This is a genomic window from Lysinibacillus sp. NPDC092081 (assembly GCF_044755845.1).
Classification (GTDB): domain Bacteria; phylum Bacillota; class Bacilli; order Bacillales_A; family Planococcaceae; genus Lysinibacillus.
Map to the genome: position 1 here is coordinate 179,751 of NZ_JBIVRU010000006.1, position 21,645 is coordinate 201,395.

At 39.0% G+C, this 21,645-nt stretch carries 22 protein-coding genes; 18 read left to right on the forward strand and 4 right to left on the reverse strand.

Annotated features, from left to right (window positions below):
- The first annotated feature begins 81 nt into the window (after positions 1–81).
- The 12 genes from murA to ACIQLB_RS12295 all read left to right on the forward strand — a co-directional run bounded on the left by murA (position 82) and on the right by ACIQLB_RS12295 (position 9,149).
- Entirely contained in the window at positions 82–1,395 is a 1,314-nt protein-coding gene (gene murA / locus ACIQLB_RS12240) for a UDP-N-acetylglucosamine 1-carboxyvinyltransferase (protein ID WP_400725773.1), read from the forward strand.
- An 86-nt stretch (positions 1,396–1,481) separates the two neighbouring features.
- Positions 1,482–1,808 carry a hypothetical protein gene (locus ACIQLB_RS12245; protein ID WP_400725776.1) on the forward strand — a complete coding sequence of 109 codons (327 nt, stop codon included), beginning with the start codon at positions 1,482–1,484 and terminating at the stop codon, positions 1,806–1,808.
- Positions 1,789–2,670, forward strand: coding sequence for a stage II sporulation protein D (spoIID, locus tag ACIQLB_RS12250; protein WP_400725779.1), 882 nt, complete (start codon positions 1,789–1,791; stop codon positions 2,668–2,670). The genes ACIQLB_RS12245 and spoIID overlap by 20 nt, the downstream gene beginning before the upstream one ends.
- A gap of 37 nt (positions 2,671–2,707) precedes the next feature.
- The gene (locus ACIQLB_RS12255) at positions 2,708–3,373 is read left to right on the forward strand and encodes a peptidoglycan DD-metalloendopeptidase family protein (protein WP_400725782.1); all 666 of its coding nucleotides are present in this window, start codon (positions 2,708–2,710) and stop codon (positions 3,371–3,373) included.
- A gap of 300 nt (positions 3,374–3,673) precedes the next feature.
- Positions 3,674–3,934 (forward strand): sporulation transcriptional regulator SpoIIID, encoded by a 261-nt coding sequence (locus ACIQLB_RS12260; protein WP_053484600.1) that lies wholly within the window; start codon positions 3,674–3,676, stop codon positions 3,932–3,934.
- Positions 3,935–4,382: 448 nt separating this feature from the next.
- Positions 4,383–5,378: a rod shape-determining protein gene (gene mreB, locus ACIQLB_RS12265; protein ID WP_400725786.1), complete on the forward strand. Its 996-nt coding sequence runs from the start codon at positions 4,383–4,385 to the stop codon at positions 5,376–5,378.
- 21 nt (positions 5,379–5,399) lie between these two features.
- A complete protein-coding gene (locus tag ACIQLB_RS12270) occupies positions 5,400–6,233 on the forward strand; it encodes a flagellar hook-basal body protein (RefSeq protein ID WP_400725789.1) in 834 nt (277 codons plus the stop codon).
- A 24-nt stretch (positions 6,234–6,257) separates the two neighbouring features.
- A complete protein-coding gene (locus tag ACIQLB_RS12275) occupies positions 6,258–7,097 on the forward strand; it encodes a flagellar hook-basal body protein (RefSeq protein ID WP_400725792.1) in 840 nt (279 codons plus the stop codon).
- Positions 7,098–7,144: 47 nt separating this feature from the next.
- A complete protein-coding gene (locus ACIQLB_RS12280) occupies positions 7,145–7,429 on the forward strand; it encodes a DNA-directed RNA polymerase subunit beta (protein WP_400725795.1) in 285 nt (94 codons plus the stop codon).
- A gap of 167 nt (positions 7,430–7,596) precedes the next feature.
- A complete protein-coding gene (gene fabZ, locus ACIQLB_RS12285) occupies positions 7,597–8,040 on the forward strand; it encodes a 3-hydroxyacyl-ACP dehydratase FabZ (RefSeq protein WP_053484429.1) in 444 nt (147 codons plus the stop codon).
- Positions 8,041–8,257: 217 nt separating this feature from the next.
- Positions 8,258–8,641, forward strand: a complete 384-nt coding sequence (locus ACIQLB_RS12290; RefSeq protein WP_400725798.1) for a hypothetical protein — start codon at positions 8,258–8,260, stop codon at positions 8,639–8,641.
- Positions 8,642–8,750: 109 nt separating this feature from the next.
- Entirely contained in the window at positions 8,751–9,149 is a 399-nt protein-coding gene (locus tag ACIQLB_RS12295) for a hypothetical protein (protein ID WP_400725801.1), read from the forward strand.
- A gap of 395 nt (positions 9,150–9,544) precedes the next feature.
- On the opposite strand, the gene ACIQLB_RS12300 is transcribed toward ACIQLB_RS12295, so the two are convergent.
- Positions 9,545–10,525 (reverse strand): nuclease-related domain-containing protein, encoded by a 981-nt coding sequence (locus ACIQLB_RS12300; RefSeq protein WP_400725804.1) that lies wholly within the window; start codon positions 10,523–10,525, stop codon positions 9,545–9,547.
- 99 nt (positions 10,526–10,624) lie between these two features.
- Positions 10,625–11,050, reverse strand: coding sequence for a YwpF family protein (locus tag ACIQLB_RS12305; RefSeq protein ID WP_400725807.1), 426 nt, complete (start codon positions 11,048–11,050; stop codon positions 10,625–10,627).
- A gap of 309 nt (positions 11,051–11,359) precedes the next feature.
- On the opposite strand from ACIQLB_RS12305, the gene ACIQLB_RS12310 reads away from it, so the two are divergent.
- Entirely contained in the window at positions 11,360–11,782 is a 423-nt protein-coding gene (locus ACIQLB_RS12310) for a single-stranded DNA-binding protein (RefSeq protein ID WP_400725810.1), read from the forward strand.
- 268 nt (positions 11,783–12,050) lie between these two features.
- Here ACIQLB_RS12310 and ACIQLB_RS12315 read toward each other — a convergent pair whose 3' ends face one another.
- Entirely contained in the window at positions 12,051–14,813 is a 2,763-nt protein-coding gene (locus ACIQLB_RS12315) for a DEAD/DEAH box helicase (RefSeq protein ID WP_400725813.1), read from the reverse strand.
- Positions 14,810–16,384, reverse strand: coding sequence for a hypothetical protein (locus ACIQLB_RS12320; protein WP_400725815.1), 1,575 nt, complete (start codon positions 16,382–16,384; stop codon positions 14,810–14,812). The genes ACIQLB_RS12315 and ACIQLB_RS12320 overlap by 4 nt, the downstream gene beginning before the upstream one ends.
- Positions 16,385–16,582: 198 nt before the next feature.
- Between ACIQLB_RS12320 and ACIQLB_RS12325 the strand changes: the two genes are divergently transcribed.
- The 5 genes from ACIQLB_RS12325 (at position 16,583) to ACIQLB_RS12345 (ending at position 21,605) form a co-directional block, all read left to right on the forward strand.
- A complete protein-coding gene (locus tag ACIQLB_RS12325; RefSeq protein WP_400725818.1) occupies positions 16,583–17,056 on the forward strand; it encodes a transcriptional regulator in 474 nt (157 codons plus the stop codon).
- Between the two features lie 202 nt (positions 17,057–17,258).
- A complete protein-coding gene (locus tag ACIQLB_RS12330; protein ID WP_400725874.1) occupies positions 17,259–18,104 on the forward strand; it encodes a flagellin N-terminal helical domain-containing protein in 846 nt (281 codons plus the stop codon).
- Positions 18,105–18,575: 471 nt separating this feature from the next.
- Positions 18,576–19,355, forward strand: a complete 780-nt coding sequence (locus ACIQLB_RS12335; RefSeq protein WP_400725876.1) for a nuclease-related domain-containing protein — start codon at positions 18,576–18,578, stop codon at positions 19,353–19,355.
- Positions 19,356–19,620: 265 nt separating this feature from the next.
- A complete protein-coding gene (locus ACIQLB_RS12340) occupies positions 19,621–20,892 on the forward strand; it encodes a nucleotide sugar dehydrogenase (protein WP_400725821.1) in 1,272 nt (423 codons plus the stop codon).
- Positions 20,889–21,605 carry a WecB/TagA/CpsF family glycosyltransferase gene (locus ACIQLB_RS12345; protein ID WP_400725824.1) on the forward strand — a complete coding sequence of 239 codons (717 nt, stop codon included), beginning with the start codon at positions 20,889–20,891 and terminating at the stop codon, positions 21,603–21,605. Before ACIQLB_RS12340 ends, ACIQLB_RS12345 begins: the two co-directional genes overlap by 4 nt.
- Positions 21,606–21,645 lie beyond the last annotated feature (40 nt).

A 21,645-nucleotide genomic window follows, 5' to 3' on the forward strand; every position in this document is an offset into this window, starting at 1 on the left:
TTGTTTACTGAATATGACATTATACTTCTTTTTAAAATAAAATTTTGATAGATTAATAGATTGAATTCGGAGGGACATAGGGTGGAAAAAATAATAGTGACTGGCGGCCAAAAGCTACAGGGGAAAGTGCGCGTAGAGGGCGCAAAAAATGCGGTGTTACCAATCCTAGCAGCGGCTTTACTTGCCTCTAAAGGAGAAAATGTAATTAAAGAAGTCCCTAACTTAGCAGATGTCTTTACTATAAATGAAGTACTAAAAAGTCTAAATGCGGCAGTTACATATATACCTGAGGACAATACAGTATATATAGATACAACAAAAGAACTTTCTAGTGAAGCTCAATTTGAATTTGTCAGTAAAATGCGTGCATCGATTTTAGTGATGGGTTCTTTACTTGCTCGAAATGGCTATGCTCGTGTTGCTTTACCAGGGGGATGTGCAATCGGTTCCCGTCCAATTGAGTTACATTTAAAGGGCTTTGAAGCTATGGGAGCAAAAATCTCTTTTGGTCATGGATATGTAGAGGCGAAGGCAGAAGGACGTTTAAAAGGAGCAAATGTGTATTTAGACTTCCCTAGTGTTGGGGCAACAGAAAATATCATGACAGCTGCAGCCTTAGCGCAAGGAACAACTGTAATTGAAAATGCAGCGAAAGAGCCTGAAATTGTAGACCTTGCCAACTTCATTAATAGTATGGGTGGTCGTGTTATCGGTGCAGGTACGAATACGATTCGTATCGAAGGAGTCGATACATTATATGGAACAGAACATCATATTATTCCTGACCGTATTGAAGCTGGCACATTTATGGTTGCAGCAGCAATTACAAAAGGGGATGTAACGATTGAAAATGCTGTTCCTGAGCATATGACAGCATTAATTGCAAAGATGCGTGAAATGGGTGTAGAAATAACTGAGCTAGATGAAGGAATCCGTGTACGTGCTCCTAAAACATTAAAAGCTGTTGATATTAAAACTATGCCACATCCAGGTTTCCCGACAGATATGCAATCTCAAATGATGGCTTTGATGTTAACGGCTGAAGGTACGAGTATTATTACGGAAACGGTTTTTGAAAATCGTTTTATGCATGTTGAGGAGTTCCGTCGTATGAATGCCGGTGCTAAAATAGAAGGACGTTCTGTGTTTATCGAAGGGCCAGTAAACCTTCAGGGTGCTGAAGTAATGGCGACTGATTTACGAGCTGCGGCTGCACTAATTTTAGCAGGTCTTGTATCTGAAGGTGTGACTAGAGTTACAAAGCTTCATCACTTAGATCGCGGTTATGTCGATTTCCATGGCAAGCTGGCTGCACTTGGCGCACAGATTGAACGTGTACCACTTGAGGAAGTTGTCATTGAAGAGAAATCAACTGTTGAATTACCAACAAACTAAATAGATTTATAAACCCTTTGCTTAGGAGCAGAGGGTTTTTTCTTTGTTAAGGAAACTGTAGATTTTTTGCCTGTTGTTGGATGTAAATGAGCGCTTTGGCACGTTTGTTCTATATTAACGGAACGATTTCGAGATTTATCGGAACGATTTTATATTTTATTGGAAAGATTCTAATATTTATCGGAATGATTTTTGTTTCTATCGGAACAATTTTTAGTCATGACAAAACCATCTGTTGCTGTCGCTACGCTTTCGCACAAAAACCATCTGTTGTGTTTATATCGAGGCTTACTTCGCTAACGGCCACATATTTTGAAGAGTTCCAGCATATTATTCCTTATGAAAAAATGGATAATGAGTATAGGCATAATTTGTTTGATTGGAGCATTATATATGCTTCCTGTGGCATTTAGTGAGAGACGTACGGCTGAGGATTCGCCTTCAACAGCAGAGCAAGCTTGTGAAATATTCATAGAAGTGGAGGGACAACAGGAGAAAATCCCTTTAGAAACGTATGTGACTGGTGTAGTAGCTGCAGAAATGCCTGTGTCATTCAAAAAAGAAGCTTTAAAGGCGCAGGCTATTGCAGCAAGGACATACGCGTTGAAATCGACAAATTACGGTAAAATAGCTATCGCTCCTACTGTTGCTAGACAAGTTTTTTACGATAAGGAGCAAAGAAAAGCGAATTGGACTAGCAATTTCCCGGGGAATGAAAAGAAAATTGTCGAAGCTATTAACGAAACGAAAGGACAAGTTCTTCTATATAATAATGAATTAATTACGGCAATGTTTCACTCTACTAGCAATGGGAAAACAGAAAGTGCCTACGATTTTAGTGGCAATGATGTACCTTATTTACAAAGCGTTGCGAGTATGTCGGATCAATCATCACCAAAGTTTTCAGCGTTGAAAGAATGGACATTATCTGAATGGAATGCACAGTGGCCAATTAAATGGCAAGCAAGTGATTTCAATCGTGTTCAGTTCTTTTTAAATGATACAGGACGTGTTGAACGCATGCAGTTAGGTAAGAATGTGTGGTCAGGGCGAGAAGTTCGAACACTTTTGCAAATACCGTCAACGGATTTTAAAATTTCATATAATGCCACCGCTGGAAAAGTGCAAGTGAGCACGAAAGGATACGGGCATGGGGTGGGAATGAGTCAATATGGAGCAGAGGCTTTGGCAAGTGATGGGAAAACTGCTGCCGAAATTTTACACTATTATTATCAAGATATTGAAATAAAAAAGATAGATGCATGTTTAAAATAACTTCTAGTTGTTCACACTGCAATTAGAGGTGATGAAAATGAGAGAGGATAAAAATAGTAAAACTTCTCAAAATCAAGATGAAAAAGTTCAATTACAGAAGAAACCATGGTTTTGGCCAGCAGTTTACGCTGGTGGCGCTCTAATGCTAGCAGGTTTGTTACTTGGTTACAATAGTCTCGTATCAAAAGTAGAAGAGGCTCCGTTACCAAATGTAGCAGAAGTAGATTCAGGTCCTGTAGTTGAAACAAATGCAAAAACAGAAACAATGAAGTACCCATTCAAGGAAGCGAATCTTAGTAAGATTCAAGTTTCACAAGAGTTTTATGAAGTAGAGGCTAATGCAGAGTCGCGTGAAAAAGCACTAATGGTATTTAATCAAACATTTACGACATCTTCCGGTATTACTCTTTCTATGAATGGTGAAGAATTCGAAGTACTTGCTGCTTTAAGTGGTAAAGTAAAACAAGTAAAACTTGATGCATTTACAGGCAATAAAATTGTTATTGAGCATGCAGATGGTAAGGAAACACATTATAGCTCAGTAAAAGACATTGCTGTCAAAGAAGGCGATGAAGTAACACAAGGTCAAGTACTTGGAAAAGCGACTGACAATGAGTGGAACCAATCAGCTGGCGTTAACTTGCATTTTGAAGTACTAGAAAACGGGAAATATATTAATCCGAAGAAATTACTAGCCTTTTAATTTATTTCAGTAGAAGTCTCTCACCTCTATAGGTGGGGGACTTCTGCTGGTTTAAGCCACTTTTCAGCGGGTATCCGAACCGTGGCTTAATTGATGATAGGAAAATTCGTAGATTTCAAATATAGTAAATGATAATTTTACATTGAGAGAAACGAATACAAAAAAAATGCATAAAAAATCGGTATTTTATCGTGAAAATGTAAAACGTGTTCTGAATAGCTTTGTCCTCACATAAGGTGAAGAAATGCGCAGACGTGCATCTGATGCCATTTGTGAAATTGTGTGGAAAGGACGAAGAACGTGCACGAGCACATTCGGAAGCGCTGCATACGCCTCGGTGAATTATTGATTGAGACGCGTGAGACTGTGCGTGTCCTCGCGAAAATGACAGGTTATTCAAAAAGTACGGTACACAAAGATTTAACAGAGCGACTGCCAACAATTCATGAAGCATTAGCTGAGCAAGTAAAGGAAATACTCGCCTACCATAAGGCCGTACGTCATATTCGTGGAGGAGAGGCAACGAAAAACAAGTGGAAAGAAAGAGCGAGTCATGAATGATTCGTTCTTTTTTTGATGCAATGGACAAGCTAGATACATATTTCCTCGTAAAAGGCTACTCACAATAGTGTGTGATTGATTTCCGTTCAGAATGGGCTCGTCGGGCTAACACGATGTTAGTCATGAAGGCGTTATCACAGGACGTGATGCTGTTAGCCTTCGTTCCTCTATCGCTGATCTCCAAGGAGTCACCCACGTCTCCACTTCAATTAACTTATTCAACATAAATACGTTTAAAAAATGGCATCTCAAACTTTCGATTATGAACTAAATAAAAAAATACTAAAACGATTTCTTCTTTTCAATAAGTGTTCATATAATTGAAAGAATGCAGTTCTATTCACTAAAATTAGGTGTAATTACCAATAGGATATGATAAAATATTCTAGATAAACAGATAAAAATGAACGTTATGTAGTTGGAAATGGCGGGAAGGAGAAATTATAAAATGTTTTCGAAAGATATTGGCATTGACTTAGGAACCGCGAACGTATTAATACACGTTAAAGGTAAAGGAATCGTCTTAAATGAACCATCTGTTGTGGCGATTGATAAAAAAACAAATAAAGTATTAGCGGTGGGGGAAGAGGCTCGCCAAATGGTAGGGCGTACACCGGGTAATATTACTGCAATTCGTCCACTACGAGATGGAGTCATTGCAGATTTTGATGTTACAGAAGCCATGCTAAAACATTTCATCAACAAATTAAACGTCAAAGGATTTTTAGCTAAGCCACGTATTTTAATTTGCTGTCCAACAAACATTACTAGTGTTGAGCAAAAAGCTATCCGTGAAGCTGCAGAAAAATCAGGTGGAAAAAAAGTATACTTAGAAGAAGAACCAAAAGTTGCAGCTATTGGAGCAGGCATGGATATATTCCAACCTAGCGGCAATATGGTAGTTGATATTGGCGGCGGAACAACAGATATTGCAGTCCTATCAATGGGTGATATTGTTACGAGTGAGTCCATTAAAGTAGCAGGAGACATTTTTGATAATGATATTTTACAATATATTAAAAAAGAATATAAATTGCTAATTGGTGAACGTACTGCAGAAGCCATAAAAATTACTATCGGTACAGTCTTTAAAGGTAGCCGCAACGATTCAATGGACATTCGTGGCCGAGACATGGTGACAGGTCTACCACGTACAATAACGATTCACTCAGAGGAGATTGAACGTGCATTACATGAATCGGTTGCTATGATCGTCCAATCTGCAAAAAATGTTTTAGAAAAAACACCACCAGAGTTATCAGCTGATATAATTGATCGTGGGGTCATTATTACTGGCGGTGGTGCATTACTGCACGGTATGGACCAGCTATTAATCGAAGAGTTAAAGGTACCTGTGTTCATTGCAGAGCACCCTATGGATTGTGTAGCAATTGGTACAGGCATTATGCTTGAAAATATTGATCGAGTGCCCGCATCCTTATAAAAATACAATGAGGTGATTCCTTTGTTTAAAGGGTTTTATACAGTTGCAACTGGTATGATTGCACAACAAAGACGAACAGAATTACTAACCAATAATTTATCAAATGCGAATACACCAGGATTTAAAGCAGACCAATCAACAATTCGCTCATTTCCAGACATGCTCATGTCAAGTGTAGGAAAAACAAATGCATCTGCAAAGGAGCAAGCAGGCTCTCAATATATGAGCCAAGTTGGCGCATTAAATACAGGGATTTATATGCAAGAAACATTACCAAATTACATACAAGGCCAAATCTATAGCACTGATTTCCCGACAGATATGGCTTTGATCGATGGAAACTTACCGCAAAATGAAGATGGCACTAATGGATCTATTTTCTTCCGTTTAGCACATCCAGATGGTGGAGAAGCATATACACGCAACGGGAATTTTACATTAGATGGTCAAGGCTATTTAGTTAATCCACAGGGACTGTATGTGCTATCAGATAGAGGTCAGCGTATCCAGCTACCAAATGATGATTTCCGCTTAGATGAGAATGGGGCAATTTATGTTAATAATCAACAAGTAGCCCGTGTTGGCGTATCATTTGCAGCGAATCCGAACATGCTAAGTAAACAGGATAATGGCTTAATGCGAACAGAAAATGGTCAGAACTTACCGACAGCTTACGGTGCTAATGGCGTATCCTTTACATTGCGTCAAAATTATCTAGAGGGCTCAAACGTAGATTCTAGTCGTACAATGACTGATTTAATGACAGCATATCGCGCTTTCGAAGCTAACCAAAAAGTGTTACAGGCTTATGATCGCAGCATGGAAAAGGCTGCCAACGAAATCGGAAAAGTATAATAGGCGAACTGGAGGCGTTTGAACATGCTACGTACAATGATGACAGCAACAAACACAATGGGGCAATTACAAAATAAACTAGATACTATTAGTAATAACATTGCCAATAGCAATACAGTCGGTTATAAAACACAAGAAGCTACATTTAATGAACTGCTGTATCAGCAATTTAATAATGATAAGCAAGACCGTGCTGACCGACAATCACCTGTTGGTATCCGTTATGGCTCAGGTGCCATGCTTGGACAAATCCAATCAAATCAAAAGCAAGGCTCTTTACAAACAACAAATCGCGACCTTGATTTAGCTTTTACAAAATCAAAGCAATATTTCAATATTTTGATGCCAGAAGGTGAAAATGGCACAAAAACAGTGTATACTCGTCAAGGTGACTTTTATTTATCACCATTAAATAATGGAACAGTAATGGTTGTAACTGCAGATGGATATCCATTGGCAAACTCAGCAGGACAAGCTATTACATTACCGGATAATGTAAAAAGTTTTGCTATTAGTAATGGGGGCGTATTAGAGGCATCCTATCCAAACGGAGATATTATTCGTACTGATTTAGCAGTGACAGAGTTCCAAAAGCCACAGCTAATGGAGAAAATTTCTGGCTCCTATGTTGGATTGCCGAATAACCTAGCTCAGCTTGGCTATACACAAGCTGAAGTTGTCACTGAATTACAAGGAGCAAATCGTCAGCAAATTGGCATGCAGAGCGGTTCGCTAGAAATGTCGAATGTAGATCTTTCAAAGGAAATGACGGATTTAATTCAGACGCAGCGTTCTTATCAATTCAATGCAAGAGCTGTAACTTTAGCTGACCAAATGCTGGGGCTCATTAATGGTATTCGATAGTAAATCCGTTATTACTGTTTAGTAAGTAATGAAGAGGAGTACAATCTATGACAGACGATTCAAGTCGAGGTTCTATGCAAACAAAAGAAACCGATACGCCACCAGAAGAGAAGGAACACGGCTCAAATGGAGAGCAACGAGAGGTTCGATGGGTGCAAATACGGCTGATTCCGATTTGGCTACGCGTTGTACTTATTATCATCTTAGTTGTAGTTGCAGCAGTTTTAGGTGCAATGTTTGGCTATAGTGTAATTGGACAAGGTAAAGCCATGGACGTTTTCAAACCAGAAACATGGCAGCATATATTTGATATTATGAATGGTAAAGAATAAAATTATTCTTTACCATACTTTGTGTTTACATATAATATCTTCATTCAGTAGGTGTTGAACATCTACTGAATGAAGATATAGCCTCCGGACGCATTGTTTATCTGTAGCGAAAGGAAAGCGACAGCTACAATTACGCCAAGGCGAAATTGATATAAGGGGGAAAAGAAATGTTAACAGCAGAGCAAATTCAAGCAATTTTACCACATCGTTATCCTTTTTTATTCGTTGATCGTATCGTTGAATTAGAAGAAGGTAAGCGTGCAGTCGGTTTAAAAAATGTCTCTATGAACGAGGACTTTTTTAATGGGCATTTTCCGGGCTATCCAGTAATGCCTGGGGTTTTAATTGTAGAGGCGCTTGCACAAGTTGGTGGTGTAGCATTATTAAACGCAGATGAATTCAAAGGTCGTCTAGCTTTCTTGACGGGTATTGATAATTGTCGTTTCAAGCGCCAAGTAGTACCGGGAGACCAACTTCGATTAGAGGTAGAGTTCGTGAAACTACGTGGAGTAATGGGCAAAGGTCACGGTGTGGCGACAGTTGATGGAGAATTAGTATGTGAAGCGGATATTTTATTTGCCATTGGGCCAGAGCAACCAAAACAGGCTTAATTTGCAATTATAGGCTAAAAGTTATAAAATAATGATGTCGAATGATGTCTTTACACTGTTAATCTTTTAATAGTTTATCTTTAGTCTGCACTCTCGCTTCTATAGGTAGTGTAGTTAAAGAAATTACGGATTTAGAAAAATGCAATGGCGTATATGATTGTGTATTGAAATACATGTAATTTTAGTTTTGTTTTTAAAACGTAGGAGGATTAAATAGATGTATAAGGAATTGTCTTCAGGTGTTAAAATTAGCATTACGCGTTCGATTTCAACATCTTTTGAATCATACTTAGCAAGTATTGATTGGAAAGAAGAGCGTTTTTCTATGGAAGACTTCATTGCTAGCTGGCAAACTTATTTTCAAGAAAATGCCGCATGGATCGAAAAAATCCCAGCAGATGTTTTGATGAGTACTGAATTCCATGAAGAGATGGCGCATAAAATCGATGAAGTAATTGCAAAAATTTTAAATGAAGAACCAACAGCTAAGCAAATTGAAACAATCGAGGCATTGCAAAAAGAGCTAGCTACAAACTATGGCTACAATTGTAAAGCAGAAGCAGCCTACATTGAACAATTGTTAAAAGAAAAACAAAAATAGTTTGTACAAAAATCGGATAGTTCCCTCCTTTCCCGGGCAATCTATGTAAGATCACAAATGCACACGTTGTATTTGATGACATAGCACCGAAGAAAGGAGGTTTTTTCTTATGTGGAGAATGTCATTTTTGGCAATCATTCTTGCTACTGTATTTCTTGGAGGTTGTAACTGGGGAAACAAAGCAGTTGAAACAAGACCAGTGGAGAATGTTAAACACGACGTTCGCCGAGGTGTAGAAGACGTTGTAGAACCGACTCGAAGAAATGACGTTTACAATCGTGACGTAAATGGTGTTAACCGTAACACTGTTCTTCCTGAAGCTACAACTCCAGGCACTACTACAACTCCAGGCACTACTACTACACCAAGAACAACAACACCAGGTACAACAACAGTACCAGGAACAACAACAACACCAGGAACAAATGCTGATTTAAATGGTACAAACACTGTTCCAAATAACGGCGTTGTTAAAGAAAAGATTGTCGAAGAGAAAGTTACGCGATAATATGAAAAAGAGTGCTTCCAATTAATTGGAACACTCTTTTTTTCATTTTCGAATTCGTGAAAGGGGGAAATACCCGCGAAAGGAAGGTGAATACCCGCGAAAGGAAGGTGAGTACCCGCGAAAGGAAGGTGAATACCCGCGAAAGGGAGGTGAATACCCGCGAAAGGGAGGTGAATACCCGCGAAAGGGAGGTGAATACCCGCGAAAGGGAGGTGAATACCCGCGGAAGGGAGGTGAATACCCGCGAAGAGAGTGAATACCCGCGGAAAAAAGGTAAATACCCGCGGAAGAGAAGTGAATACCCGCGGAAGAGAAGTGAATACCCGCGAAGAGAGTGAATACCCGCGGAAGAGAGTGAATCCCCTCGCGAGAAGGAACAAACCCACTTAATATCTTCAAGAAGAGCGGAAAAATGGCTTCATATAGTCCACTAAATTTTCGGGTAATTGGTAAACACGATTTTTATAAGAACCTGTATAAGGAAATTGAAATTTTCTAAGTAAGCGATTTGCTGCATCACTGGAATGAATAGCGAAGAATTCACGTAACTGTTTATTGGTAATTGTTGATCCAACTAAGTATCGATAATCTTGTAAAGCTTCAGAAAAAATTTCTTCGCTTGCAAATTGACAGTACGAACATTTCCATATCCCGCGAGCATAATGCATTTGAGACTTGTATTGGCATTTCGGACAAAGTACGCCTTGGCGATATCTTGATGAATCAATAGAAGCTGGGATTTTCGATGACTGATGTCTACTAAGGAGCTGCTGAGCAATTTGAGTTAGCTGTTCATCGCTTAAAATGGCTTGTGTATATTTTCTAAAAAGGGAATGAAGATATTTTTGAAGTCCTGAAACATGGAAAATCGGAATTGTATTTGGATGACTTGCAATGATAGCAGAGGGATTAGCGATGATAACCGCACCCTCAATGGGGAGAGAATAGTTTTGGGAAATAACTTTAAGAAATTGCATATGTCGATGGGTCTGAGTAATTGCATTTGGAAATCCTTCAGCAGTACCATCTGGCTTTGTTCGAATACATTGATAAGTAATATCGTCAAAATCAAGACGTCCGGTAATATTTTTTATTTCAACAACTAGCATAAAATTACTGCAAATAAAAAGTGTATCGAGTTGATGTGAATGCTGTGCAGAATTCATCAGAATTAAATTATGTAACACTAAAAAAGTATAGGGACATACTAATTCAAGCCATTCACGGTCAACTTTCTTTTCACCAGCAAAGCCAGCATCGAATCTTCGAAATTGCCCAAGATAATAGCTAAAATCAGGGTCCTCTTCGAACAACCGCCTCTTTAAAGCCTCAAGCCACAATAATTTTAATGGCTTTTCCCTAATAGCAATATTCAAGTGTAGTTACCTCCTATAATTTTTAAATCGTATTTTACCTTAAAATCTCTACCTGTCCAATAAAAAAACGATGCAACTTTTTGCATCGTTCAATCAAGTTCAATCATTTTTGAGTTTTGGTCGTTCTTTCATATCATGCGTGAAGCGGTCCAATAACTTATCTAAAGTAACTCCTTCAGCTAGTAACTCGGCAAGTAATTGCTCGGCATATTTCGAGCGTTTTGTCTTTAGTGTCCCTTTTAAAAGGACAGAGATGTGCTCGCCAATTTCTTGAACTGTATGTACGACAACCTGGAAAGGAGCAGGCTCATTATCTGGAAATGAAATAACTGCACGTACATTAAAGACAGTAGCATTCGTTAAAAGTTCTTCGAAAGTTGAACGATATTGCCGGTCCATAAATAGTTCAAGAATCCAAGATTGATGGCTGTTTTCCTGGTTAATAATAATACCATCGACTAAAGGGAAAGGTTGCTTGCCATCTTTTGTGACAAGGTCAAAGGAAAGCATCTTAAATGTTTTCAATATGTAATATCCTCCTAAGTCGGTCATCTATTTTAGTATAACATATTCAACTAGCTATGTTTACGATAGGACCATTGCTGTGTTTTTGCACAATTTGCAAAAACAGCGAAATTGCATATTTCAACAATTAGCATTTGCCATTACAGCGAAAAGCATTCGGCCCAAAAATCATTCAATTATTGAAAAGTAAAAGCCTCAATATATCTAATTTATGATTAATAACTAAGGGAAATGATAAAAATCGACTTTTGCCAATACCGGATTATTTTTTGTAAGATGAGAGCAATCAAAAGCAAAGGAGGTGAATCAATGAATCAGGTCGGACTGGTCGGAAGATTAACAAAGGATCCAGTGTTACGACACTTATCTGAAAATCGCGTGCAAACACATTTTTCTCTAGCCATTAATCGCAATTACAAAAGCAATCGTGGGGAAGTGGATGCTGACTTTATTCTTTGTTCAGTTTGGGGAAGGCTTGCAGAGCATATCGTCAAATATTGCGGAAAAGGCTCATTAATTGGGGCAAATGGTCGTATTCAATCAAGATCATTTATAAATGAAGAAAGCACAAAGGTTTTTATAACAGAAGTAGTCGTAGAAGATGTCCGATTTTATCAGCTTAAGCCAAGGGATAGTGACGGGGCAATTATGCTGCCAAAGCCACCTGATGAGCAAGACGGCTTAAAGGATTTTGTGCTACCTGAGCCAGAAGTACAATTACCAGTAGTATAGCAGTTCCTCAATGGTACATACGGGGCAAGTGACAAGTGCTAAGTTGTCTGATCCGCCATTCTCCTTCTATTACTTGCACCGTAATCAATTTAGAAAGGAATGATGTATACCTTTCATAAACGTAGTTCATTGCTGAAGACCGCACAGCAATGAGCAATTTACACACAACTAAATATAAATATGAAGTAAGTAGGGAAGAAGTAACTGCAATATCCACTGAAATAAAAGAGCGCCAAGAACATTGTGCTCTTGGCGCATCTCTTCATTTTTAAAAATCTAGTTTCATTAAATCACGAAGTTCGTCATCTTCTAATTCAGTTAACCACTTGCTTGATTGAATTAGTTCTTCTGATAATGCAGATTTCTGGGCTAGCATTTTATCGATTTTTTCTTCGATAGTACCAATGGTAACAAACTTATGCACCTGCACAAATTGTGTTTGACCAATTCGATATGCACGGTCTGTCGCTTGATTTTCAACGGCAGGATTCCACCAGCGATCGGCGTGTAATACATGATTTGCAGCTGTTAAATTGAGCCCTGTTCCACCCGCTTTTAAGGAAAGGATAAATATTGGGAAATCTCCTGCCTGAAATGCCTCTACTAAGCGGTCACGCTGCTGCTTAGGCATTGCGCCAGTTAAGAACGGTGCATCAATATTATATAGTTCACTAAAACAATGCTGTAGTAATTGCCCCATTCCAATATATTGTGTGAAAATGAGGCACTGCTCGCCGTTGTCCACGATTTCTGTAGCCATTTGCACGATACTTTCTAATTTCGTAGAACGAGTTAGCATTGATTCGGCATCCTCGAAAGGTTCTTTTAAATACAAGGCAGGATGATTACATAATTGCTTTAACTTACTGAGCATCTTTAAGACGCGTCCCTTTTTTTGAAAGCCTGTTAATTGCTCCAACTGGTCGAGCGTCTCTAATATATATCCTTCATATAGAGATGCTTGCTCAGTTGTTAATGGGCAATACTCATGAGATTCTTGCTTATCCGGTAAGTTAAGCTGTAAGTGTGGGTCACGTTTTGTACGGCGAAGTAAAAATGGTTGTATTTTTGCACGTAGCTTCTGTTTATGTGACTCAGACTCATCTCGTTCTATCGGTAAAATAAATTCTTCATTAAAGCGACCGAAGCTACCTAAATAGCCTTTATGGATAAAATCAAAAATTGCCCATAGCTCCGATAAACGGTTTTCCACAGGTGTACCTGTCAAAGCAATATGATGAGCACCCTGTAATTTACGAATAGCCCTTGATTGTAGCGTTTGCATATTTTTAATATTTTGGGCTTCATCTAGTACAACTGCTGCCCATTCTACTTCTTGTAAAAACTCAGCATCCTGTGATACCGTGCCATAAGTAGATAAAATCACATGTGGTTTTTCTCTTTCTACTAGCTGTTTAAAAGCATCTTCCTTTGCTCGATTCGCCTGATAATGCGTATGCACAGTCAAGGAAGGGGCAAAACGAGCTAGTTCCTTTTGCCAGTTGCCTAGCACGGACGTAGGGCAAATAATGATAGATGGCTTTGTATCCCTAGTTGTTTCATTAAGATGAAGCAAATAAGAAATAAGCTGAACCGTTTTACCAAGACCCATATCATCGGCTAGGCACGCACCAAATCCTTGTTCGCGCATGAAAACAAGCCATTCAAAGCCCTCATGCTGATAAGGACGTAATTCTGCCTGCAAAGAGGTAGGAACCGGTACTGTAGGAAGTCCTTTTTTCTCCTGAAGCTGCTCCATATAGGATTTAAGCGATTTTTGCAATTCAAATGCAAAAATTGGATCATCTCGCATTGCATCATCGGCATCCTCTTCTTCAAGAGGTAAGGATAAATCCTCTGGTAGCTCACGAAATAGCAATTCACGAACAGTCCAGCTTTCATCATCTGCTTGCTGCATCAATGCACGCATTTCTTGCATCCAGTTTGCATCGACTCGAAACCATTCAGTACCAATACGGATGAATTCGCGTTTCTCATCCACAAGCTTTTTAAATTGCTCAGCTGAAATGGACTGTCCATTCATAGAAAACTGCCATTTGAACGTTAAAATATCGTCTAGTCCAGCAACCTTCTTTGTCGCTACATTGCCAGTACTTACGCGAACACGCATTTTGGATTGTTTTAAATCCTTTAGCCAAGCCGGTAAAACAACGTCAAAGCCGAGTGCCTGTAATCTTGCTAAATCTTCACGTAAAAATGTTCGAACTTGTAAATCCTCAAGCATAATTCGGATGAAAATATCGCTACGTAAATCTTCAACAGCAAGAAGATCTACAATTTGTTCTTGTTGTTGTTCAATAGCATCAGCATACATTTGCCACTTTGCCGGCAGAGCGTCAGCAATTGGTAGTGACTGCTTTCGTATAGCGGGCGTCCAGTAGTTTTTGGCTGTAGCCGTGCTAAGTACTGTTTCTAAAAGCCAAACATCTGAATCTTCCTCAGGCTCACTTAAGCGTAGGGAGACAGTAACTGCACCTGCCTGTCGTTCCTGCTCTAATGGCCAGCCACCACGCAAGAAAAATGGCATTAGCTTTGGTAAATCAGACAGTAAAAGACCAGCTTGTGCCAGTTTTTGCTGCACTGCCGTTTCTAATAAAACTGCATCTACACCGTCTATAGGGAATGTTAGCTCGGAAAAATCATCTGCAATATTTGCGTATGACCAGAGCGAGGATTCCTGCCAATACGTTTGTAAAGCAGACGCTTTTTCTAGCCATACCTGACTTTCTGCGTTTGCACCTTGCCATGCAATAAAAGGATGTACATAACGCTGTGAAAAAATATCAAGGAGCTCAGAGGTTGAAACGTCAATCGTACGTTCTGAACGATTGGTTAATAAACCATAGACATTCGCTTCATAGTTAAAAAATAATGAAGAAATGAGTGAGTCTGCATCCATTGCTGCACCATCAGCAGTAAATCCCTGTAACGTAAAATATCCTTCCTGTCCGGCATTAATACGAAGCTGTAGTTTTTTTGAAAACGGGGAAGGAGCATTTATAGTCATCATACTAAGTTTCCTTTCTCAATTTCTTCCTGTAATGCACGAAGTCGTTTATACTCTGCACGGATTGTTTGCATGTATGTTTCAAAATAAGCAGTTTTGCCAGCACGCTTTGCCGCACTGCGCATACTTTTCCAAATTCGTACAGCCTGCTTATAGTTCATACGTGATTTTTGTGTAATTTCAGTCATGGCATATAGATGATATAAGGGCAATACTGTTGCAGGCGCAACTTGAAGTACATCCTTTAATCCACACATTTCCAAATAAGAAAGGGAAGAGAGATTTAACTGATGGAGGGCTGCCCATTCACGATAACGTCCTTTTTTAATAAGAAAGAACGAAAACGGTTGAAGCCCATAAACACCAAATGCACTATATAATGTAGCTTCCTGTTCCTCCGTAAGCTGTATGTCTTCGTATAAAAGCTGAAATTGCCTTACGTATTGAGCACGTTTTACAACTGGCACAGTTTGCTGTAAAAAGACTTCGGTAAATGGTAGCATCGCACGTAAAATAATTGACTGGGCATGTGATTCACCAGCACGTTTCGCAAAAGTAGCCAGTTCAAATAGGTCCTGCATATGTTGTATATCAATATGTGCAATGCTTTCTTGTAATAAACTTTCTTTTTGTAGCAGCACATAAAATAGCAGTTTTAATGACTGTAAGGAAATCTCAGGTGAAGGATTCTCAAGCTTATTTATCAGTGCCAATTCCTGTTCACGACGCGGCTTTTCATAAAAAAGCACTGCCCAAAGCAACATATAAATTTGTAGTCGATCAGCAAATAATCCTTGTCGTTCCAATAAAAACTTCCTGACTAATTCCTGAATCGCATCATAAAATGGATCAGTAGCAAAAAGACGTGATCGACCCGTTAGTTCCGTCAATATACTCTCGAATGATTGAACACTTTGATCAATAAAATATTTCATATAAGGAGAGTCCAATGAATGTCCTTTTGTTTCATTTAAATGACGCCATATTGTATTAAAGATGGATAGCTCCATGAAAAGCTTATAAAGTGGCTGCCACTCGCGCTCGAAGGGCACATGCCGTTGAAGTCGCTCCAATGCATCTGTCCGTATTGCAGAAAGGCCATACCCTTCAAGAATACGCCCAGGTGGCAATAAACGTTTCATTACTTCATCGACCATCAATTTCCAGCTTTCTGGACTTCGTTCATCTGCTAATGATTTTAATTGCACTGATTTTTGAGCACGCCAAGCACTTGACCAATTTTGCACCGAATCAAAATACTGATAGAGGGCAAGCAATGCGCCAACCTGATGTCTACACCATTTCAGCTGAGGACAATTACAGCTCAACTCCTCTTTGGCAAAATCAATTTCTACAGAAGCAGGTCTGACATCCTGTACGCTTGCATATAATGTAGAACTCGCTCCATTAAAACGTTCAAAGACAACTGATTTGTTCCGTACTGAAAAAACAGCACGACGCACTAGCTCTTCGTCTTCAATAGAGGAAGGATGTAACGCCTGTTCAGCTTCATTTACTTTGGCAAGGATAAATTCTTGATGTTCCTTAGCTAATTGGGCAATAGACAATGCCATAACCTCACTCCTTTCATAATGTATAGCTAGTGGGCATTTAAGCATGAAGGAAAAAAGACTGTCCTTCCATTATACGATTAAAATGCGTACATGATAAGCTGAATGATTGAAAAGAAAAAAATCAAGGAGAAGATAGTTAACAAGATAATTGATATGTGTTAAAATCTGAATAATCAGATAAGTAGGGAGGGATGAAGGATGATGCAAGTTCAATATATGAAGCCATTTTACACAAAAATCACTGGAGACAAACTACGTCTCGTGTTTGCTTATCAATATTTCTCTATTTTAAAAGAGAATGAGATTTTCCATTTCATTCCCATCGAAGGTAAAGAGATGATTATCAACTTGAATACACAGCAAATCGAAAATATATCCGAGGTATTTGTTTTCCAGAAAGGGAATCGTTTTATCCGACTGCCATTATATCAATTATTATTAATTACCAATGTTCATGAGCATCTAACACCGATTCTTGAAAGCGCTACTCCAAAACCGCAGTTACCACTTGTTTCTTCAGTGACTGTTGGCGAAGTAGATCAGCTCATTACAGAACTGGAGCAGCAAAACATTGATTATTTAATCGACCAGGCATTACTAGATAATAATAAAGCTCTCTTTTTTGAACTGCTACAACAAAAGAACCATCAACTCGGAGGTTTCCAAAATTGAATACATGGTATTGCAATTAAGCACCTACTTTTCCTATGTGAGAAGAGGGTGCTTTTATATATCTCTAGGTCTAAAGTCTAAATTGTGTAAATGGGTTAGAAATCGTTACTATATAGAACCTACTAAATTAGAATACATTACCAAAATAAACTTAAAAGAATTTAACATAGACCGATATAAATAATAATGGGGTGATAAAATGATGCTTGGAAAATGGTCAGCAACGGGGTTATCAATATTAAATAATATGAATAGACATTCCGATGCTATGAGCAAGGCAATGCTTCGAATTTCTTCAGGTTATCGCATCAATAGTGCTGCGGATGATCCAGCGGGACTTGCAATTTCAGAAAAAATGCGTGCACAAATTCGCGGTTTGAACATGGCAGCGAAAAATATTCAAGACGGTATTTCACTCGTTCAAACAGCTGAAGGTGCACTAAATGAAGTACATGATATGATTCAGCGCATGCGCGAGCTCGCAGTCCAGGCGAGCAATGATACTTTAACAGATAGTGATCGTGAGAATCTCGATATGGAATTTCAGGAATTAAAAAAAGAAATTCAGCGCATCTCGAAGGACACTGAATTTAATACAAAGACATTACTAAATGGGGATTATGCTACAAACGGTATTAAAATTCAGGCAGGTGCCAACTCAGGTCAAAGCATCGAGCTATTCATTGGCGATATGGGTGCTGGAGCACTTGGCTTGGATGATACAACATCCATTGCAACTCGTGATGGTGCCAATAAAGCAATTTCCACAATGAACGATGCTTTAAAGCACGTATCAAACGAGCGCTCAAGACTAGGTGCCTACCAAAATCGCCTAGAGCACGCTTACAATGCGAACGTAAACACAGCAGAAAACCTACAAGAGGCCGAATCCCGCATTCGCGATGCAGATATCGCAAAAGAAATGATGAATATGGTAAAAGCCCAAATTCTCATGCAAGCAAGTCAATACGTACTAGCCATGCACATGCAACAAGCACAATCAATTCTACAATTACTCGAAAGCGGAACAAGGAATCCCCGATATTAAAGGTGATTCCTTTTTTAGTTGGGGTTAAATCACTGATAAAAAGTGAGGATCGCTGATAAAAGAGCGACAATCGCTGATAAGTAAGTGAACATCGCTGATAAAAGTACAGCAATCGCTGATAAAAAAGCGAAAGCCGCTGATAAGAGTGCAACAATCGCTGATAAAAAAATAAAGACCGCTGATTAAATACCAAAACCGCTGTTAAACATGCTATAATCGCTGGAAGGATCCGACAATAGCTGATAAACCAATTAAAAATTATATAGAAAAGGAGAGAATTGATTGATCATAAAACCCTTCGCACCATCTCCATTGACAAAAGGACTCCAAGCGCTTATGACTCGGTTACACCCCACGTACCCACAATATCAAAATCTTCAGCAGGAACTCAAAAATAACGAAGCGGGCGATTTTGGTGAGCAATATGTTATGAAGGAACTACAGTAAATAGCGCTGCTCAATGATTGCTACATTTTTCACAATGTAATACTTCCCTCTGTTCTTCCCATGCAAATTGATATTTTACTCATTGTCCCCAACGCTATTATTCTATTAGAAATTAAAAATATTCGAGGAACTGTACATTTTAAAAATGACCCACGCCAGCTCATTCGTACATCGGAATCTGGAGAGGTTCACGTTTTTACGCATCCTGAAATTCAGCTTGAACAGTATATTCAAGGGATGAAGCATTTCTTAGATACACAACATATTTCTATACCCATTTATGGAGCGGTTGTTTTTCCTTTCAATAATGTAAATATTCATCGAGAGGACGGGAGATTGCCGATTTTAATGGCAAAAGAGCTGCCGATATTTCTTCATAAACATTTAGAGAAAAGCAAAGAGACGACAATAATGGCAGAAATCAAAAGCATTATTTTGTCACATTTGCGGAACAAAACGCCATTTCCGCTTTGCCAATATTATAAAATTGATGTCTCGGCTTTGCGCCGGGGTGTTTATTGTGAGAACTGTGGTCAGTTTGGGATGGAGAAATTGCGCATGACTTGGTATTGTCAAAGTTGTAAATTTCAATGTAAAAACGCACATATACGAGCACTACTGGATTATCACATGCTAGTAGGAGATACAATATCGAACAGTGATTGTCGTGAGTTTTTGAATATAGAGAGTCAGTATGTAGCAAAACGGCTTTTACAAAAATTAAATTTATCAAGTACTGGGCCAGATCGAATTAGGAAGTACCATTTGTCCAGCTTATATTGGAGTTCGCCGCTAAAAGTGTGAATAGCGCCGCTAACCAAAGGAGGAACGCCGCCAAACCATCAAGTTGCGCCGCTAAGCAAGCAAAGAACGCCGCTAAAACCCGAAATTCCGCCGCTAACCAACAAAACTTTTGCTAATCAGACACAGAAAACAGCTTCAAAATAACAAATTGATTCACACTTTCACTTGAAAGATGTATACTATAATGCAGAACAAAAATGCATCATGCATTTATAAAACATCTAATATAACTACTCGTTTTTGAAAACGGAAGGAAGAATAGAGAATGACTAAATCAATTTGTGTCGTTGGACTTGGCTACATCGGTTTACCAACGGCTGTAATGTTTGCCAACCACGGCATAAAAGTACATGGGGTGGACGTAAACCCAGCGGCAGTAAAAAGTATTCAAGAGAAAAAGCTCCATATTGAAGAAAATGGATTGCAGGAGCGCCTGAATAAAGCAGTAGATGAAGGTTTCTTAACGGCGTCAACGACACCACAGGAAGCGGACGTGTTCATCGTGGCTGTTCCATCGCCAATTAATCCTGATAATACAGCGAATTTAGAATATGTACGTCAAGCTACGGCTTCGATCGTGCCATTCTTGAAAAAAGGTGACCTTGTCATTCTTGAATCGACAGTACCACCGAAAACTGTAGAGCACATTATGTTACCAGAATTAATCAAAGCAAATCTTGAATTTGGTGTAGATTTATTTGTAGCACATTCACCAGAACGTGTTATTCCTGGTCGTATTTTTGAAGAATTAGTAAACAACGACCGTATCGTTGGTGGGATTGATGACAAGTCTGCACAAATGACAAAAGAGCTTTATCAAACATTTGTGAATGGTACAATTCACCTTACAGATGCAACAACAGCTGAGTTAGTAAAAGTAATGGAAAACACTTACCGTGATGTAAACATTGCGTTTGCCAATGAGCTTGCAAAATTAGCAGAGAAGCTTGACGTAAACATTTGGGAAGCCATTAAATTTGCGAACTATCACCCACGTGTAAATGTTCACTTCCCAGGTCCTGGTGTAGGTGGTCACTGTATCGCGGTTGACCCTTGGTTCCTAGTTGAGTTAGGTGGCGAGACAGCACAAATTATTCACTTATCTCGTAATACAAATGACAGTATGCCAAGCTTCACAGCACAAAAAACACAAGCCATCTTAAATCAAAACAAAATTGCTGGTGGCAAAGTAGCTGTTCTTGGACTAGCCTTCAAAGGAAACGTAGATGACATGCGCGAAAGTCCATCTACTATCGTTATTGACGAGTTACAAAATCTTGGATTAGAAGTTATTTCATACGATCCACACATTAAAGAAAACAAACATGCTACACAAACACAAAGCTTAGAAGAAGCTACAAAAGATGCAGCTATCATTCTTGTTCTAACGGACCATAATGAATTCAAAGCATTAGAAGCTGCAGAAATTACAGTGAAGTCAAAAATCGTCTTCGATACGAAAAACTGCTTAAAACGTGATAATTGGGAAGAAGCAGGCTTCCAGTTCCACCTTTTAGGAGATGCGAAAAACCGATGAAAGAAACAGTACTTGGCATCAATGTCAATACAGAAGGCTACGATGAATTAATGGAGATGGCATTCGAGCGTATAGAAACAAAACAAAAGGCGCTCGTTGTTGCCATCAATCCAGAAAAAATTATCAAGGCAAAAGAAGACCCTGCTCTAAAGAAGCTGCTTAACGAAGCAGAATTTCAAATTCCAGATGGTATTGGTGTTATTCTTGCTTCCAAAATTCAAAAAGGGCAAATTCGTGAACGTGTTACAGGCGTCGATATGATGATGAAGCTTTGCGAGGAAGCGGCAAAACGTGGCAAGCCTATTTTCCTTTACGGAGGGAAACCAGGTATTGCGGATGCAGCAAAAGCAAAGCTAGAATCATTATTTCCTTCTATTAAAATAGTTGGCACACAGGACGGCTATGAAAAGGACGAACAGAAGGTACTGGACCGCATTAATGAAGCGCAGCCCGATCTACTTTTTGTCGCGATGGGCAGTCCAAAGCAAGAAAACTGGATTAATGCAAATCGCGATCAATTGCATCCAACCATTTATCAAGGTGTGGGTGGATCATTCGATGTGCTTGCAGGTACAGTTAAACGTGCACCAGAAATTTTCCAAAAATTTGGCCTTGAATGGTTTTATCGATTAATGAAAGAACCGAAGCGTATCAAGCGTCAAATCGCTCTTCCATTATTTTTATTGGAAGTGGCAAGGAAGAAACGTCAATAATTTTTAAAAATTGGTATTGTCGTTTTAAATTGAAAGTGTT